Genomic DNA, 15,558 nt, shown 5'->3' on the forward strand with positions numbered 1-15,558 from the left:
ACGGCTGTCGCCGTCCTTTGGCGGCGCGGCGCGTTTCAGTCCGAGAAATATAAGCCTATTTATAGGTGTGAAACTTATAAATTCTTATATTTCAAGCGTAAACGGCTTAAGCTATCCTTGGAGGCAAAGCTGCCGTTTCGCGGGTGGAATGTAAGCCAATTATAAGTGTAAAACTTATAATTGCTTATATTTCAAGAATAGCATAGCTAGGATTAAGATAAAATCGGAGCCATCATTTTCAACCGTTGAAAGCGAAATAAAGCCAATCCTCTGTGAAAATGTTGACAAAACCCTTATAAAATAGCTATAATAAATTTTGTTTGTTTGAGGTGATAATATGCAGTTTCATGTAGAAGAAACGATGTCCAAGAGGTTAAAGCATACAATCAATGAATCCATTGATGTTGCCCCTCTATTTGAAGGACGGGCTGATGTGATTAACACAGGTCCGCTCCATGTAGCGCTTGAGGTAGAAGGAAATGCAGGGTCTATCTTGGTTGATGGTCAAATGACGATCGATTGGGAGCTTGCGTGCTCCAGATGTCTGGAAGCCGTTCAGGAGCATACAGTCATTCCTTTCTCCGAGCAGTTCGAGCCTGCGCCGAAACGTGGTAAAGACGAGGATGAGCAGGAAGAGGACGACGACAGCGACTTCATTGCGGTATCCGGTGAAAGATTGAATTTGCAGCCTTATGTGGAAGAGGCGCTTCAACTGTTTATGCCGTTTGCCCCGCTTTGCAAGAGCGACTGTAAAGGACTTTGTCACACATGCGGACAGAACTTAAATGAACAGACATGCAGTTGCAATAACGAGAAGCTTGACCATCGTTTTGCAGCATTGAAGGATTTGTTCAAGGATCAATAGTGTATCGCTTCGCGAATATTGTGAAGGAGGTGTTAAACATGGCAGTACCTCAAAGAAGAACGTCCAAAACTCGCCGCGACAAACGTCGCACTCACTTTAAGTTGGCTGTACCAGGTATGGTAAAATGCGAGCAATGCGGAGAGCTGAAATTGGCTCATCACGTATGCAAAGTGTGCGGATACTACAAAACGAAAGAAATTATTGCTCAATAATTTCCGGGATCTCACAATGGCACTTCATCGCTTGGTGAGGTGCTGTTTTTTTGCACACGTTTAGCTCCTTATAGCAGCGTTTTTCGTTTCTTCACGGGACGAGGCCGCCTTTAACTAGGCGGAAGTAACCGTCTAGGTTCGCGTCGCTGCTTACAGAGGCTTTTTTTATAGAGAATTTTAGTACCAGGTGATAATAGTAGATGTTGGCCTGTTGGACCGACGTCTTTATAAAATATATGATTGGCGAATGCGCCTGCTTACGCCAGTCCAAGGTGGTGCCGACGATCGAACGAATGCCCAAACGGCAGCGGCATCAGCTGCTTGCCAAACTTATGGAGGAAAATCCGTTCATGACAGACCGGGAGCTTACAAGGCATTTAAAGGTAAGCATCCAAACGATCCGCTTGGATCGGATGGAACTTGGTATTCCCGAACTGCGCGAGCGGCTGAAGCTGATGGCGGAGCGTTCGTACGATACGGTACGGTCATTGCCGCTTCATGAGGTTATAGGTGAAATTGTTGATCTTCAGCTGGATAAAAGCGGAATTTCGATCTTTGAAATACGTGAGGAGCATGTTTTCTCGCGAACGGGCATTGCCCGGGGCCATCATGTTTTCGCCCAAGCGAATTCGCTGGCCGTCGCCATTATCGACAATCCCATCGCTTTAACGGTAACGGCGGACATTCGGTTCATTCGCCCAGTAAAATTAGATGAAAAATGCATTGCGAAAGCCTATGTGAGGTCGATTTCCGGCGAACGCTCCAAAGCAAAGGTCGAAATTTTCACCTATGTCGGCGAAGAAATGGTTTTTCAAGGGGATTTTGTAATTTTCCGATCCGCAGGGGAGGCGGAGAAAGAAGGAGGGGACGAACATGCGGATCGCCATTGATGCTATGGGCGGAGATAATGCGCCTGGCCTCATTGTGAAGGGCGTGCTTGAAGCTGCGCACGAATGGCCGGATACGGAGCTTGTACTGGTTGGAGATACTGCCGTCATCGAGCAGCTGATGGGCGGCAATAAGCCCGCCAATATTAGCCTTTGTCATGCCGATGAGGTCATCGGACCGGATGAAGAGCCGGTAAAGGCTGTTAGGCGTAAAAAAGGGGCCTCCATGGTCGTTGCGGGCCAGCTCGTCCGTGAAAAACGGGCAGATGCAATGCTGTCTGCCGGAAATACCGGAGCATTAATGACGACAGGGCTGCTCGTTGTCGGCCGTCTGGATGGTATTGAGCGCCCGGCGCTCGCGCCTATGCTCCCGACGATGGACGATGTCGGCATGCTGGCGCTTGATTTAGGCGCCAATATGGATGCGAAGCCAGAGCATTTATTGCAATACGCTATTATGGGGAGCATTTATCGCTCCAAAGTGCATGGAATGGATAAGCCTCGTATCGGGTTGCTAAACGTTGGAACCGAAGCGCGCAAAGGCAATGAGCTGACTAAGGCGGCTTACGATCTGCTTGAGCAGGCTCCGATTCATTTTATTGGAAATGTTGAAGCGAGAGATGTACTTAGTCGCAGCTGTGATGTCCTTATTTGCGACGGCTTTGCCGGAAATATTATGTTGAAAGCGATGGAAGGCACGGCAGGCACCCTGTTTGGCTTCATCAAAGACGCTTTTGGCGAATCGTTGCTTACCAAGCTGGCCGCAGCGATTATGCTGCCGAAGCTGCGCAAGCTCAAAAACAAAATGGACTATAAAGAATATGGTAGCGCACCGCTGCTCGGTTTGAACGGACTCGTCATGAAATGCCATGGTTCCTCCGACGAGGTAGCTGTCAAAAGCGCGATTCGCCAGGCGCGAATTGCCATTCAAGGCAAGCTGACCGAATCGATCGCAGCGGAAATAAGCGGGAAGTGAGTGTGTTGTGGTGAATTTGCATCCTGTAGGCATTATTGGTACAGGCAAATATGTGCCTGAACGTATTATAACGAATCAGCAGCTTGAACAAATGGTCGAAACGAATGATGAGTGGATCGTTACCCGAACTGGGATTAGCGAGCGCCGGATGGCTGCACCCGAAGAAGCAACTTCAGACCTTGCTTATGAGGCCTCCAAAGCTGCGATTGCAGCTGCAGGACTTACGGTAGAGGATATCGACCTCATTATCGTGGCGACGATAACGCCAGACATGGCCTTTCCATCGACCTCCTGTCTGCTTCAAGAGAAGCTGGGAGCCAAGCAGGCGGCAGCATTCGATCTTTCCGCAGCTTGCTCGGGCTTTATTTATGGCCTTGCGACAGCAACGAGCATGATTTCTTCCGGCTTGTATAAGCATGTGCTTGTTGTTGGCGCGGAGACGCTTTCGCGTATTACGGACTACACAGACCGCAATACATGCATTTTGTTTGGCGACGGTGCGGGAGCGGTTGTGCTTGGCGAAGTAGCAGAAGGCAGAGGCTTCCGCTCCTTCCAGCTCGGAGCGGATGGAGGCGGCGGCGAGCTGCTGAAAGTAAGCGGCGGCGGTTCACGCATGCCAGCTACGGAGGAAAGCGTCGCATCGCGGCAGCATTTTATCCATATGGCTGGCAATGATGTTTTCAAGTTTGCGGTGCGCATTATGGGCAGTGCAGCAGAGGAAGCGCTTCGCAAAGCGGATATGACGAAGGATCAAATCGATCTGCTTATCCCGCATCAGGCGAATATTCGAATCATTCAATCGGCGCTTAACCGTCTGAATTTGTCTGAGGAGAAATGCATGATTAATTTGAACAACTACGGCAATATGTCGGCAGCATCGATTCCGGTTGCGCTGGCGGAAGCGGTTGAGCAAAATCGTGTGAAAGAAGGAGACGCTCTCGTATTCGTCGGCTTTGGCGGCGGACTGACTTGGGGAGCTTCTGTATTGATTTGGTAACGGAGGGATTGCAGGATGGGTAAAACCGCTTTTGTATTTCCAGGACAAGGCGCTCAGGCTGTAGGGATGGGCAAGGATGTTTATGAAGCGTTCGAGGATTCGCGCCAGATTTTTGAACAGGCGGATGAAGCGCTTGGCTTTAAGCTGAGCGATATTATTTTTGAAGGGCCGGAGGAGACGCTGAAGCAGACGGCCAATACACAGCCTGCGCTGCTTACGGTGAGCGTCGCGCTGCTGCAAGCTTTAGAAGGCCGCGGTTTGAAAGCGGACTATGTAGCGGGCCACAGCCTTGGGGAATACAGTGCGCTAGTAGCTTCTGGTGTATTATCCTTTGAGGACGCTGTTCGTACGGTGCGTTCCCGCGGTCTCTTTATGGAGCAGGCGGTTCCGGGTGGACATGGCGCAATGGCAGCCGTGCTTGGCGCAGAGCGCGAGGCGCTTGCCGAGCTATGCCGTACGGTGACGGCAGAAGGCCATGTTGTCGAGCTTGCGAACGTGAACTGTCCAGGGCAGATCGTCGTTTCCGGTTCCGCGGCAGGCGTTCAGGCCATTGTTGAGCGCGGCAAGGAAGCCGGATTCAAGCGGGTCATTCCGCTTGAGGTTAGCGGCCCTTTCCATTCATCACTAATGAAGCCTGCTGCTCAGCAGCTTGCTGGCGTATTGGCAAGCGTAAGCATGAGCGATGCTTTTGTGCCTGTTGTAGCTAACGTTACAGCGAGCGCAGTAACGGATGCGGCGGCACTTCGCGGACTGTTGGTCGAGCAAGTCTACTCGCCAGTACTGTGGGAAGACAGCATTCGTTATTTAATCGCGGAAGGCGTAGATACTTTCGTGGAAATCGGTTCAGGCACGGTGCTTGCCGGCTTGATCAAAAAAATCGATAAATCCGTTAAGGTGATTTCACTTAACAGCATTGCAGCACTGGATGCTTTGCAAGCAGCCGAATAGGGGAGGTTTTATCATGTTCGCGAATTTGGAAGGCAAGAAGGCGCTTGTAACGGGCGCTTCCCGAGGGATTGGCAGAGCGATTGCGATCGCATTGGCAGAAGCCGGGGCAGATGTTGCCATTAACTATTCGGGCAGCGAGGCGGCAGCCGCTGAGACCGCTCAGGCTGTAGAGGCGCTAGGCCGCCGTGCAATTGTACTGCAGGCTAATGTAGGCAAGGCAGCTGAATTCGATGCTATGGTCAAGGATGTGCTGGAGCAGTTCGGTGCTATCGATATTTTGGTGAATAATGCCGGAATTACAAGAGACAACCTAATCATGCGTATGAAGGAAGAGGAATTTGACCAAGTTATTGAGACGAACTTGAAGGGCGTATTCAATGGCATCAAGGCGGTTACTCGTCCAATGATGAAGCAGCGTTCAGGCCGCATTATTAATATTTCATCCGTCGTTGGGGTGCTTGGCAATCCTGGACAAGCTAACTATGTTGCCGCTAAGGCTGGCGTAATTGGCCTTACGAAAGCTAGCGCGAAGGAACTGGCTTCGCGTGGCATTACGGTCAATTGCGTCGCGCCAGGCTTCATTCAGACTGAAATGACAGACAAGCTTCCGGAAGAAATGAAGGAATCGCTTGCCGGTCAAATCCCGCTTGCGCGTCTTGGCAGCTCGGAAGATATTGCAGCAGCTGTACGTTTTCTGGCGTCTGATGCAGCAGGCTATATGACGGGTCAAACCGTTCATGTGGATGGCGGCATGTACATGTAATATAGTGCCGCAAGGGCTTTGCCGGGAATTAAAACGGTTACGTATGGCATTTTAGTTTTAATTCTCGTATAATACCAAAGAGGAGGTGAACCGGATGTCCGAAGTAATAGATCGCGTAAAACGTATCGTTGTAGACCGCCTAGGTGTAGACGAAGCGGAAGTAACGCTTGAAGCTTCATTTAAAGATGACCTCGGCGCTGACTCGCTCGATGTCGTGGAATTGGTCATGGAGCTTGAAGACGAGTTCGATATGGAGATCTCTGATGAAGATGCAGAGAAAATCACAACAGTAGGAGAAGTTGTTAAATACATACAATCTCTTAACTAAGGAAGCCTGGGTCCCGTTGTCACAAACGGGACTTCTCTCCATCTAGGGCATGTGATTATGAAGATGAATAAATGAGCGTAAGAGCTATTTATATATAAAAGATACAGCGCAGCAGCGTGTTATCTATATTGCAGTTCATAGAGGTGAATCGAAATGAAGCAAAGAGTTGTCGTTACAGGCATGGGAGTTATGACTTCCCTCGGACATGAGCTGGAGGAGTTTTGGGGCAATTTGCTCGCAGGCAAGTCTGGTGTATCCGTTGTGGAAGCGTTCGATTTTTCGGAATACCCGACATATATTGCCGCAGAAATCAAAAACTTCAATCCGGAGGATTTCGGATTGGACAAGAAGGAAGCGCGCCGTATGGACCGCTTCGTACAGTTCGCTGCTGTAGCCAGCCAATTGGCGGTTAAGGATGCGGATTTGAAAATTGGTGAAAATGCTGATGAAGAACGCGTTGGCGTTATGATTGGCTCCGGTATTGGCGGTCTTGGCACTTGGGAAGACCAGCATAACATTTTGCTGGAAAAGGGCCCAAAGCGCGTTAGCCCGTTTTTTATTCCAATGATGATCGCGAATATGGCATCAGGCCAAGTGTCAATGCTGACAGGAGCGAAAGGCCCGAATAGCACAGCGGTAACCGCTTGTGCAACAGGCACGCATTCCATTGGCGATTCTTATAAAATGATTATGCGCGGCGACGCTGACGTCATGCTGTGCGGCGGTGCAGAGGCGACGATTCGTCCGACTGGCATGGCGGGCTTTTGCTCGATGCGTGCCATGTCCGTCCGCAACGAAGAACCGAGTAAAGCAAGCCGTCCTTTCGATATAGACCGTGATGGTTTCGTAATGGGCGAGGGCGCAGGCGTGCTCGTATTGGAATCTCTCGAGCATGCTCAAAAACGTGGAGCTCGGATCTACGCTGAGATTATTGGCTATGGCATGAGCGGCGACGCGCATCATATGACAGAGCCAGATCCAGACGGCGCAGCACGCTGTATGGTGAAAGCGCTCAAAGATGCTGGACTTGCTCCTGAAGCAATTGATTATATTAATGCTCACGGCACTTCAACGCCGGTAGGCGACCGTTCGGAGACGAAAGCGATTAAGAAAGCGTTTGGCGACCATGCTTATAAACTGGCGGTCAGCTCGACGAAGTCGATGACGGGACATTTGCTTGGCGCAGCCGGCGGAGTGGAAGCGGTTATTTTAGGCTTGACGCTGCAAAACGGCATCATTGCACCAACGATTAACTTAGACAATCAGGATCCGGAATGTGATTTGGATTATGTGCCGAATGAGCCGCGCAAAGCGGATGTTCGTATCGCAATGTCCAACTCCTTCGGTTTTGGCGGTCATAATGCGACGATCGTGATGAAAGTTTATGAAGCATGATTCCTTAAGCGAGCTGCAGTCGCGTCTGGGGCTACGCTTCAAACAACATAGGCTGCTGAAGCAAGCTTTCACGCATACGTCGTATGTAAATGAGCATAAACATGGCACAATCGAGCATAATGAGCGTTTGGAGTTTTTAGGCGATGCGGTATTGCAATTGCTCGTCTCGGAATTTCTGTTTCGCTCATATCCACGTCGGCCGGAGGGCGAGCTTACGCGTATGCGCGCCTCGGTCGTATGTGAACCGTCACTTGCCCTTTTTGCAGAGCGGCTTGCTCTTGGCGCCTACGTCCTGCTGGGACGGGGCGAAGAGCAGCTGGGCGGCAGACAAAGGCCGGCGCTTCTGGCGGATTTGTTTGAAGCGTTTGTCGGTGCGATTTTTCTCGATGCAGGTATGGAGCGAGCGCGTGCTTTTCTTGAAGAGCATGTGTTTCCATTCATTGAATCGAACGATTACGGTCTGCTCGTGAAGGATTTCAAATCCAAGCTGCAGGAGCGCGCCCAGCATCATGGGCTCGGTACGGTAGAATACCGGATTACCGAGGAGCGTGGACCGGCGCATGATCGTGAGTTTGTCGTGGAAGTGATTTTGGGCGATGCCAGATGCGGCAGCGGCAGCGGTCGGACGAAGAAGGAAGCGGAGCAGCGCGCAGCGGAAGAAGCGTGGCACTCCCTTTCCGCTCAGCCGTAAAGAGGAAGCTATAAGGAGAGGCCACTGGGATTGAAACAAATCCCGGTGGTCTCTTTTTTATATATATAAGGAAGGAAAAATTTTCCCTATCCGGTGCTTCTATTTCTCGGAATGAAACGCGCCGCGCCGCCAAAGGACGGCGACAGCCGTTTCACTCACCTTGGCTGGAAGGAGTGAATTCGCGCATGGCAGCACAGGGCATAAAGTGAGGTTATCCGGCGTCTGTATTTTGTGGTACAATAGCGGGTGAGGTGAAAGACAATTTATGTTCCTTAAGCGTATTGAACTAGCAGGTTTTAAATCGTTTGCCGATAAGACGGAGATGGAGTTCGTTACGGGGATTACGGCAGTTGTCGGCCCCAACGGCAGCGGTAAAAGCAATATTTCCGACGGCATCCGCTGGGTGCTGGGCGAGCAAAGCGCCAAGAGTCTTCGCGGCGGCAAAATGGAAGATATTATTTTCGCCGGAAGCGACGCGCGCAAAGCAGTCAATTATGGTGAAGTGTCGCTGACGCTCGATAATACGGATGGAGCCCTGCCACTGGAGTACAATGAGGTGACAGTGACTCGTCGCGTCCATCGCAGCGGTGACAGTGAATATATGATTAACAAGCAATCATGCCGGCTCAAGGATATTACCGAGCTGTTTATGGATACGGGAATCGGCAAGGAAGCTTATTCGATTATCGGACAAGGCCGGATCGAGGAAATACTAAGTACGCGATCTGAGGATCGCCGCGGTATTTTTGAAGAAGCTTCCGGTATCGTTAAATATAAATCGCGCAAGCGGGAAGCGCAGAAGAAGCTCGATGAGACAGAGCAGAACCTGCTGCGCATTCACGATTTGGTTACTGAGCTTGAAGACCAGGTTGCGCCGCTCAAGGAGCAATCGGAGAAAGCGATCCATTATAAAGCGCTGCGTGAGCAGCTGCGGACGAAAGAAATTTCCATGTACGTTCATAACATTGATTCTGTCCATAAATCTTGGTCGGAGGCAAATGCCAAGCTGGAGGTGCTCAAGCAAAGCGAGCTGGAGCTGTCAACGGTTGTGAGCAAGCATGATGCGCATTTGGAGAAGGATCGCCTTGCGCTGCGCGAAATCGAGGAGAAGCTTGACCGCCTTCATGAAGCGATGCTGCAATATAGCGAGGAATATGAAAAATGCGAAGGCTACGGCGAGGTTTTGAAGGAACGCAAACGCAATCTGGAGCATAACAAGGCGCAGCTAGAGGAATCCGCTGCGTCTCAGGATGCCCGCATCGGCACGCTGATGCAGGAAGAGGCGGAATTCCGCAGCCGTGCGGCTGCTCTGGAGCTGCAGCTTGCCGATTTGAAAGCGAAGCTGGCCGAGGAGGAAGACCGTCTTATTGGCGTTGTTGGCGGAGCTGCGCCGGATGCCGAGGAGACGCTAAAGGGCGAGCTGCTTGATGTGCTTAGCGCGATGGCGGAGCTGCGAAATGAAATTCGTTATGCCCAGCAGCAGAAGGAAGCTGTTGGACGGCGGATGGAGCGTCTTGGCGAGGATGAGCTGAAGTGGAAAGAGCAGAAGCGGAAAAGTGGGGCTAGACGTGCGCAGCTGGAAGCACAGCTGGAAGCGATTTTGAAGGATATTAATGGTGCCCGCAACAAATACATAGATGAGGCTGAAAAAGCGAAGCTAACCGGGCAGTATGTAGATGAAGCGGCTGCTGCTATTCGCAAATGGGAGCAGAAAATCGACGCCAGCATTTCCCGCCGCGATACGATGAAGGAAATGCAGGATGCACTCGACGGCTTCATGCACGGCGTTCGGGAAGTGCTCAAAGCGTCGCGCCGCACATCGGGTGGCATTAGCGGCGTTCATGGCGCGGTTGCCGAGCTGGTACGCGTGCCAGAGCGGATCGAGGTTGCGGTTGAAACGGCTCTTGGCGGGGCACTTCAGCATGTGGTCATGGAGGATGAGAAGACAGCTCGCGCGGCGATTGCTTTTCTTAAGCAGCGTCAGCTGGGCCGAGCTACGTTCCTGCCACTCGATGTTATTCGCGGAAGGCAAGTGCCTGAGCATGATAGACACCTGGCTGAAAACGCAGAAGGTTTTGTAGGCGTTGCTGCCGATCTTGTCTCTTGCGACCCGCAATATAAGTCTATTATTCAAAATTTGCTCGGCAATGTATTGCTTGCTGAAAATTTGGAGCAGGCGAACCGCATTGCCTCAAAATGCCAATATCGCTACAGAGTGGTTACGCTAGAGGGCGATGTTGTGAATGCCGGGGGTTCGATGACAGGCGGCAGCTTGCAAAAGAAAGGCGCAAGCTTGCTTGGACGGCAGCGGCAAATTGAAGGGCTGGATCAGGAAATTACGGCAGCCGAGGCAACGATGAAGCAGCTTCGCGAAAAGCTCAGCGATCTTCGCAAGGAGCAATCAATCCGATCGCAAAATATGGAGGAGCTGCGCTCGCGTTCAGAGCAATCGCGTATTGACGAGCAGCAGGTGCGGGCAGAGCTTCAGCAGCTGGTCTCTGAAGAAAAGCAGCTTAATGAGCAGGAACAGCTGTATTCCGCTGATCGCAGCAGCCATTTGGCGGAGCAGCAAACGATGCAGGCTACTACCGTGGAGGCGCAGGCGAAGCTTGAGAAGCTGGTAGCAGATGAAGCTAGGCTGCAGGAGGCGATCAAGCTTGCCGAGGAGCGCCGCAAAGCGAGCGAAACGGCGAAGGAAGCGCTGCAAGGCCAGCTGACGGATTTGAAAATCAGCTCGGCCAAGACGGATCAAGAGAAGCAATCGTTTGAGGACCAAGCTGCACGTGTCAGAGCTGATATTGTAAGGGCGAAGCAGGAGCTTGGAAATGTCCGCTCGCTGCTTGCACAGCAGGAAGAGGAGATTACTCGCCATGCGGAGGAGAGCGTACAGCAGGTAGAGCAGCTTAATCACTTGAAGCTTAAGAAGCAGGAATGCTCGGAGCAGACGGATTTGCAGCGCTCGGCGAGAGCGGACCGGATTCGCGAGCTGGAACATGGCGAGAGCGAGACGAAGGAGCAGCGCACGCAGCTTCGGCAAATCGAAGAGCAGCTGCGCCAAAATGAAATCGCCGCAAATCGCCTTGATGTGGAGCTGGACAATCTGCTGCGCAAGCTGAGCGAGGAATACGAGCTGAGCATTGAGCTGGCGAGAGAACAGTACCCTGTGCCGGAGGATGTCATTGGCACGCAAAATCTGGTTCGTGATTTGAAACGCCAAATTGCGATGCTTGGCGATGTGAACCTTGGAGCTATTGACGAGTATGAGCGCGTCAAGGAGCGTTATGAGTTTTTATCGGAGCAGAAGGATGATCTGGTGGAAGCCAAGACGACGCTTTATCAAGTTATTCGCGAGATGGACGATGAAATGTCGAAACGGTTTAAAACGACATTTGAAGCGATTAGAGGCCACTTCAGCATCGTGTTTGCCAAGCTGTTCGGCGGCGGTCGAGCGGATCTTGTGCTGGTCGAGCCGGATCGCGTGCTTGATACGGGCATCGATATTGTAGCGCAGCCGCCAGGCAAGAAGCTGCAGAACCTGCAGCTTCTATCTGGCGGTGAGCGGGCGCTTACTGCAATTGCGCTGCTGTTTGCTATTTTGCAGGTGAAGCCGGTGCCTTTCTGCGTACTGGATGAAGTAGAGGCTGCGCTTGATGAGGCGAATGTATCCAGGTTTGCCCAATATTTGCGTGAATTTTCCGAGCTGACGCAGTTTATCGTCGTTACTCACCGCAAAGGCACGATGGAGGAAGCCGATGTGCTGTATGGCGTCACGATGGAGGAAGGCGGCGTATCGAAGCTCGTATCGGTGCGTCTGGAGGAAGAAGAGGAGCAGGCTACCGCGTAGCTTGCGGCACTCTTATCCATTTAGTCTGCTGGAGCACAAGCGAACAATGAGGAAAGAATACAGGATAGTTACGAAGACGGAGGAGCAATCGCGATGAGTTTTTTCAAAAGATTGAAGGAAAGCATCGCTTCCAAGACGGAAGCGGTCACGACGATATTTAAGGAAGGGTTATCCAAAACCCGTACAGCGTTTGTCGAAAAGGTAGAAGAGCTCATTACGCGTCGGAAAAAGATTGACGAGGAGTTTTATGAGGAGCTTGAAGAAATTTTGATCGGTGCCGATGTAGGCGTTAATACCGTGATGAAGCTGATTGACGAGCTGCGCGCGGAAGTGAAAAAACGCAAAATCGAAGATGCGGCTGATTTGCAGCCGGTATTGTCGGAGAAGCTGGTTGAGCTGCTCAAGGGCGATGACAGCGAGAAAACAGCGCTTCGCATGTCGGGCAGCGGCATTACCGTTATTTTGTTCGTTGGCGTCAACGGCGTTGGTAAAACAACGACGATTGGCAAGCTGGCTTACAAGTATAAAAATGAGGGCAAAAGCGTCCTGCTGGCAGCGGGCGATACGTTCCGCGCCGGCGCGATTGAGCAGCTTGAGGTGTGGGGTCAGCGCGTAGGCGTTGACGTCATTAAGCAGCAGTCCGGCTCCGATCCGGCAGCCGTCATGTTTGATGCGGTGCAGGCGGCGAAGCAGCGCGGCGTAGATATTTTGCTCTGCGACACGGCGGGAAGGCTGCAAAACAAGTCCAATCTGATGGAAGAGCTGAACAAAATTTTCCGCGTCATTCAGCGTGAAATTCCGGATGCGCCTCATGAGGTGCTTCTGGTGCTCGATGCGACTACTGGTCAAAATGCGCTCAGCCAAGCGAAGCTGTTCGGCGAGAAAAGCGGCGTAACCGGCCTCGTATTGACGAAGCTCGATGGTACAGCTAAAGGCGGTATCGTTATTGCTATCCGCAATGAGCTGAATTTGCCTGTGAAGCTGGTTGGCTTGGGCGAGAAGATGCAGGATTTGCAGGAGTTTGATTCGGAGCAGTTTGTACACGCCTTATTTGCGGGCCTTATTAAAGATCAAGAGGAGCCGGAAGAGGATGAAACGCAGCAATAAACAAGCTTTTTGACCTTATATTTCATTCATCTAGGGATGACAAGGTTTAAAGCTTGACAGTGCCTGCTGCAATCGTGTAAGATAAGAGACGTTGCTGAGGTGTAAAGGATTTACCCTTGACGGGAAGGAGCAAAGGTCATGAATGTTAGTGAACCAGACGCCCTTGCGAAGACGACCCGAATTAATTTATTGTTTGACTTTTATGAGCCCTTGCTCACTGAGAAGCAGAGGACTTCACTTAAATATTATTTTCACGATGATTTCTCGCTTGGGGAAATTGCAGCGGAATCCGGCATTAGCAGGCAGGCGGTTTATGAGCATGTGAAGCGCGCGGTGCAGGTGCTTGAAAGCTACGAGGGCAAGCTTCGCTTGCTGGAGAAGCATGAAGCGCTGCAGCAGCTTGCTGAACAGCTTGGAAATAGCGTAACAGAGCTTTCCCTTGGTACAGATGCCAAGCAGGGAATTCTAGATATAATTGAGCAATTAATAACGACGAACAACAGGTAAGGAAATAACGGAGGTGATGGATCATGGCGGCATTTGAAAGCTTGTCAAGCCGATTGCAAAACGTTTTTAGCAAGCTGAAGGGCAAAGGCAAAGTGTCCGATGCTGATGTAAACGAGGCGATGCGTGAAGTGCGTCTTGCGCTGCTGGAGGCAGACGTTAACTTTAAAGTCGTCAAAGATTTTATCGCCAAAGTAAAGGAACAGGCTATCGGTCAGGAAGTGGAGAAAAGCTTTACTCCAGGCATGGTCATTATTAACATCGTTAATAAAGAGCTGACCGAGCTGATGGGCGGTACGCAAAGCAAGCTGGCGAAAGCAAATAAACCGCCAACGGTTATTATGATGGTCGGTTTGCAGGGCGCAGGTAAAACAACGACGTCCGGCAAGCTTGCCAAGCTTCTTCAGAAAAGCAATCATAAGCCATTGCTTGTAGCCTGCGATATTTATCGTCCAGCTGCGATCAAGCAGCTGCAAGTGCTCGGCGAGCAAATCAATGCACCGGTGTTTTCGCTTGGCGATCAAGCTTCTCCGGTAGAAATTGCGAAGCAAGGCCTGCAGCATGCAAAAGAAAATCATAATGACTATGTCATCATTGATACAGCGGGCCGACTTCATATTGATGAAGCGCTGATGGACGAGCTGAAGCAAATTCATCAGCTGGTTAAGCCCGATGAAGTGCTGCTCGTTGTAGACTCCATGACAGGTCAAGATGCAGTCAACGTAGCCCAAAGCTTCCATGAGCAGCTTGAGCTTACCGGTGTCGTATTGACCAAGCTTGATGGCGACACCCGCGGTGGTGCGGCATTGTCCGTTAAAGCAGTAACGGGGCAGCCGATCAAGTTTGCAGCTATGGGCGAGAAGATCGATTCGCTCGAGCCGTTCTATCCAGACCGGATGGCATCGCGGATTCTCGGCATGGGCGATATGCTTTCTCTTATCGAGAAGGCACAGATGAACATTGATGCAGACAAAGCTGCCGAGATGGAGCGCAAGATGCGCACAGCTGAGTTTACATTTGATGATTTTTTGGAGCAAATGGCGCAGGTTCGGAATTTGGGGCCGATTGATCAGCTGATGGATATGCTCCCAGGGATGGGCAAGGTCAAAGGCCTTAAAGATATGAAAATCGATGAGAAGCAAATCGGCCGTGTTGAGGCGATTGTGCGCTCGATGACGAAGGAAGAAAAGACGAAACCGGAAATTCTCAACCACAGCCGCCGCAAACGGGTTGCTGCCGGAAGCGGAACATCGGTTGCCGAAGTCAATCGACTGATCAAGCAGTTTGATGACATGCGCAAAATGATGAAGCAGTTTTCGTCCATGATGGGGCCTAAAGGCCTTAAGGGCGGCAAGAAGGGCCTGAAAGGCATGTTGGGCAAAGGTATGAAGTTTCCATTTTAATTTCTAAATAGGTTTATTAGTTGAAGGAGGTGAATTTCACATGGCAGTACGTATTCGTTTGAAACGTATGGGTGCTCACAAAGCCCCTTTTTATCGCGTAGTTGTTTCTAACTCCCGTTCGCCGCGCGACGGTCGCTTTATCGAGGAGATCGGTACTTATAACCCGGTTGCACAACCGGCTCAAGTATCCATCAACGAAGAAAAAGCTTTGAAATGGCTGCAAAACGGAGCGCAAGCTTCGGATACAGCTCGCGACTTGCTTTCCAAAGCAGGCGTTATGAAAAAGTTCCATGAGCTTAAGCAACAGAAATAACTGTTGAACGGCGGAGGGCCTTTATAAATGAAAGAATTGATTCTTGTCATAGCAAAGGCGTTAGTGGATCATCCGGAAGACGTAAGCGTGAAGGAAAGAGACGATGACCGCGGCATCGTATATGAGCTGTCGGTTCATGCGGAGGATGTCGGTAAAATTATCGGCAAGCAAGGTCGCATCGCGAAAGCAATGCGTACAGTTGTGACCTCCGCAGCTGTCAAATCAGAGAAGCGGGTTATCGTGGACATCATATCGTAAAACGTATTCGGAGAGGGTTAGGGTTGTTTATCCTAACCCTTTTTCAAAATATAAAAACAGTATTATA

General features: G+C 50.9%; 16 protein-coding genes. All 16 read left to right on the top strand.

Features of this window, described 5'->3' with window-relative positions; translation table 11 throughout:
- Positions 1 to 337 precede the first annotated feature (337 nt).
- The 16 genes from WH37_RS11410 to WH37_RS11485 all read left to right on the top strand — a co-directional run bounded on the left by WH37_RS11410 (position 338) and on the right by WH37_RS11485 (position 15,491).
- On the top strand, positions 338 to 865 hold the full coding sequence (locus tag WH37_RS11410) for a YceD family protein (RefSeq protein ID WP_046230677.1): 528 nt from the start codon (positions 338 to 340) through the stop codon (positions 863 to 865).
- A gap of 38 nt (positions 866 to 903) precedes the next feature.
- Positions 904 to 1,077 (top strand): 50S ribosomal protein L32, encoded by a 174-nt coding sequence (gene rpmF / locus WH37_RS11415; RefSeq protein ID WP_042160385.1) that lies wholly within the window; start codon positions 904 to 906, stop codon positions 1,075 to 1,077.
- A gap of 293 nt (positions 1,078 to 1,370) precedes the next feature.
- A complete protein-coding gene (fapR, locus tag WH37_RS11420) occupies positions 1,371 to 1,967 on the top strand; it encodes a transcription factor FapR (protein ID WP_046230840.1) in 597 nt (198 codons plus the stop codon).
- Positions 1,951 to 2,940 (top strand): phosphate acyltransferase PlsX, encoded by a 990-nt coding sequence (gene plsX / locus WH37_RS11425; RefSeq protein WP_046230678.1) that lies wholly within the window; start codon positions 1,951 to 1,953, stop codon positions 2,938 to 2,940. The genes fapR and plsX overlap by 17 nt, the downstream gene beginning before the upstream one ends.
- Before the next feature lie 10 nt (positions 2,941 to 2,950).
- Positions 2,951 to 3,937, top strand: a complete 987-nt coding sequence (locus WH37_RS11430; protein WP_046230841.1) for a beta-ketoacyl-ACP synthase III — start codon at positions 2,951 to 2,953, stop codon at positions 3,935 to 3,937.
- 15 nt (positions 3,938 to 3,952) lie between these two features.
- Positions 3,953 to 4,885, top strand: coding sequence for an ACP S-malonyltransferase (fabD, locus tag WH37_RS11435; RefSeq protein WP_046230679.1), 933 nt, complete (start codon positions 3,953 to 3,955; stop codon positions 4,883 to 4,885).
- Between the two features lie 13 nt (positions 4,886 to 4,898).
- Positions 4,899 to 5,648, top strand: a complete 750-nt coding sequence (fabG, locus tag WH37_RS11440) for a 3-oxoacyl-[acyl-carrier-protein] reductase (protein ID WP_046230680.1) — start codon at positions 4,899 to 4,901, stop codon at positions 5,646 to 5,648.
- A gap of 94 nt (positions 5,649 to 5,742) precedes the next feature.
- The gene (gene acpP / locus WH37_RS11445) at positions 5,743 to 5,976 is read left to right on the top strand and encodes an acyl carrier protein (protein WP_046230681.1); all 234 of its coding nucleotides are present in this window, start codon (positions 5,743 to 5,745) and stop codon (positions 5,974 to 5,976) included.
- A gap of 153 nt (positions 5,977 to 6,129) precedes the next feature.
- Positions 6,130 to 7,371 (top strand): beta-ketoacyl-ACP synthase II, encoded by a 1,242-nt coding sequence (gene fabF, locus WH37_RS11450; protein WP_046230682.1) that lies wholly within the window; start codon positions 6,130 to 6,132, stop codon positions 7,369 to 7,371.
- The gene (rnc, locus tag WH37_RS11455; RefSeq protein ID WP_046230683.1) at positions 7,361 to 8,062 is read left to right on the top strand and encodes a ribonuclease III; all 702 of its coding nucleotides are present in this window, start codon (positions 7,361 to 7,363) and stop codon (positions 8,060 to 8,062) included. The genes fabF and rnc overlap by 11 nt, the downstream gene beginning before the upstream one ends.
- Before the next feature lie 265 nt (positions 8,063 to 8,327).
- Positions 8,328 to 11,906 (top strand): chromosome segregation protein SMC, encoded by a 3,579-nt coding sequence (gene smc, locus WH37_RS11460; protein ID WP_046230684.1) that lies wholly within the window; start codon positions 8,328 to 8,330, stop codon positions 11,904 to 11,906.
- A gap of 93 nt (positions 11,907 to 11,999) precedes the next feature.
- On the top strand, positions 12,000 to 13,013 hold the full coding sequence (gene ftsY / locus WH37_RS11465) for a signal recognition particle-docking protein FtsY (protein WP_046230685.1): 1,014 nt from the start codon (positions 12,000 to 12,002) through the stop codon (positions 13,011 to 13,013).
- Positions 13,014 to 13,151: 138 nt separating this feature from the next.
- Complete coding sequence (gene ylxM, locus WH37_RS11470) at positions 13,152 to 13,520, top strand: YlxM family DNA-binding protein (RefSeq protein WP_046230686.1); 369 nt, start codon at positions 13,152 to 13,154, stop codon at positions 13,518 to 13,520.
- Positions 13,521 to 13,543: 23 nt separating this feature from the next.
- Entirely contained in the window at positions 13,544 to 14,920 is a 1,377-nt protein-coding gene (ffh, locus tag WH37_RS11475; RefSeq protein ID WP_046230687.1) for a signal recognition particle protein, read from the top strand.
- Positions 14,921 to 14,960: 40 nt separating this feature from the next.
- Positions 14,961 to 15,233, top strand: coding sequence for a 30S ribosomal protein S16 (gene rpsP, locus WH37_RS11480; protein WP_046230688.1), 273 nt, complete (start codon positions 14,961 to 14,963; stop codon positions 15,231 to 15,233).
- A 27-nt stretch (positions 15,234 to 15,260) separates the two neighbouring features.
- Positions 15,261 to 15,491, top strand: coding sequence for a KH domain-containing protein (locus WH37_RS11485; protein WP_046230689.1), 231 nt, complete (start codon positions 15,261 to 15,263; stop codon positions 15,489 to 15,491).
- The last annotated feature ends 67 nt before the right edge of the window (positions 15,492 to 15,558 follow it).

Origin of the sequence: Paenibacillus algorifonticola, from assembly GCF_000971975.1 — a bacterium.
Classification (GTDB): domain Bacteria; phylum Bacillota; class Bacilli; order Paenibacillales; family Paenibacillaceae; genus Pristimantibacillus; species Pristimantibacillus algorifonticola.

Coding starts and splice junctions, on each gene's coding strand:
- WH37_RS11410 (WP_046230677.1), top strand. CDS start 338: ATGCAGTTTCATGTAGAAGAAACGATGTCCAAGAGGTTAAAGCATACA.
- rpmF (WP_042160385.1), top strand. CDS start 904: ATGGCAGTACCTCAAAGAAGAACGTCCAAAACTCGCCGCGACAAACGT.
- fapR (WP_046230840.1), top strand. CDS start 1,371: ATGCCCAAACGGCAGCGGCATCAGCTGCTTGCCAAACTTATGGAGGAA.
- plsX (WP_046230678.1), top strand. CDS start 1,951: ATGCGGATCGCCATTGATGCTATGGGCGGAGATAATGCGCCTGGCCTC.
- fabD (WP_046230679.1), top strand. CDS start 3,953: ATGGGTAAAACCGCTTTTGTATTTCCAGGACAAGGCGCTCAGGCTGTA.
- fabG (WP_046230680.1), top strand. CDS start 4,899: ATGTTCGCGAATTTGGAAGGCAAGAAGGCGCTTGTAACGGGCGCTTCC.
- acpP (WP_046230681.1), top strand. CDS start 5,743: ATGTCCGAAGTAATAGATCGCGTAAAACGTATCGTTGTAGACCGCCTA.
- fabF (WP_046230682.1), top strand. CDS start 6,130: ATGAAGCAAAGAGTTGTCGTTACAGGCATGGGAGTTATGACTTCCCTC.
- rnc (WP_046230683.1), top strand. CDS start 7,361: ATGAAGCATGATTCCTTAAGCGAGCTGCAGTCGCGTCTGGGGCTACGC.
- smc (WP_046230684.1), top strand. CDS start 8,328: ATGTTCCTTAAGCGTATTGAACTAGCAGGTTTTAAATCGTTTGCCGAT.
- ftsY (WP_046230685.1), top strand. CDS start 12,000: ATGAGTTTTTTCAAAAGATTGAAGGAAAGCATCGCTTCCAAGACGGAA.
- ylxM (WP_046230686.1), top strand. CDS start 13,152: ATGAATGTTAGTGAACCAGACGCCCTTGCGAAGACGACCCGAATTAAT.
- ffh (WP_046230687.1), top strand. CDS start 13,544: ATGGCGGCATTTGAAAGCTTGTCAAGCCGATTGCAAAACGTTTTTAGC.
- rpsP (WP_046230688.1), top strand. CDS start 14,961: ATGGCAGTACGTATTCGTTTGAAACGTATGGGTGCTCACAAAGCCCCT.
- WH37_RS11485 (WP_046230689.1), top strand. CDS start 15,261: ATGAAAGAATTGATTCTTGTCATAGCAAAGGCGTTAGTGGATCATCCG.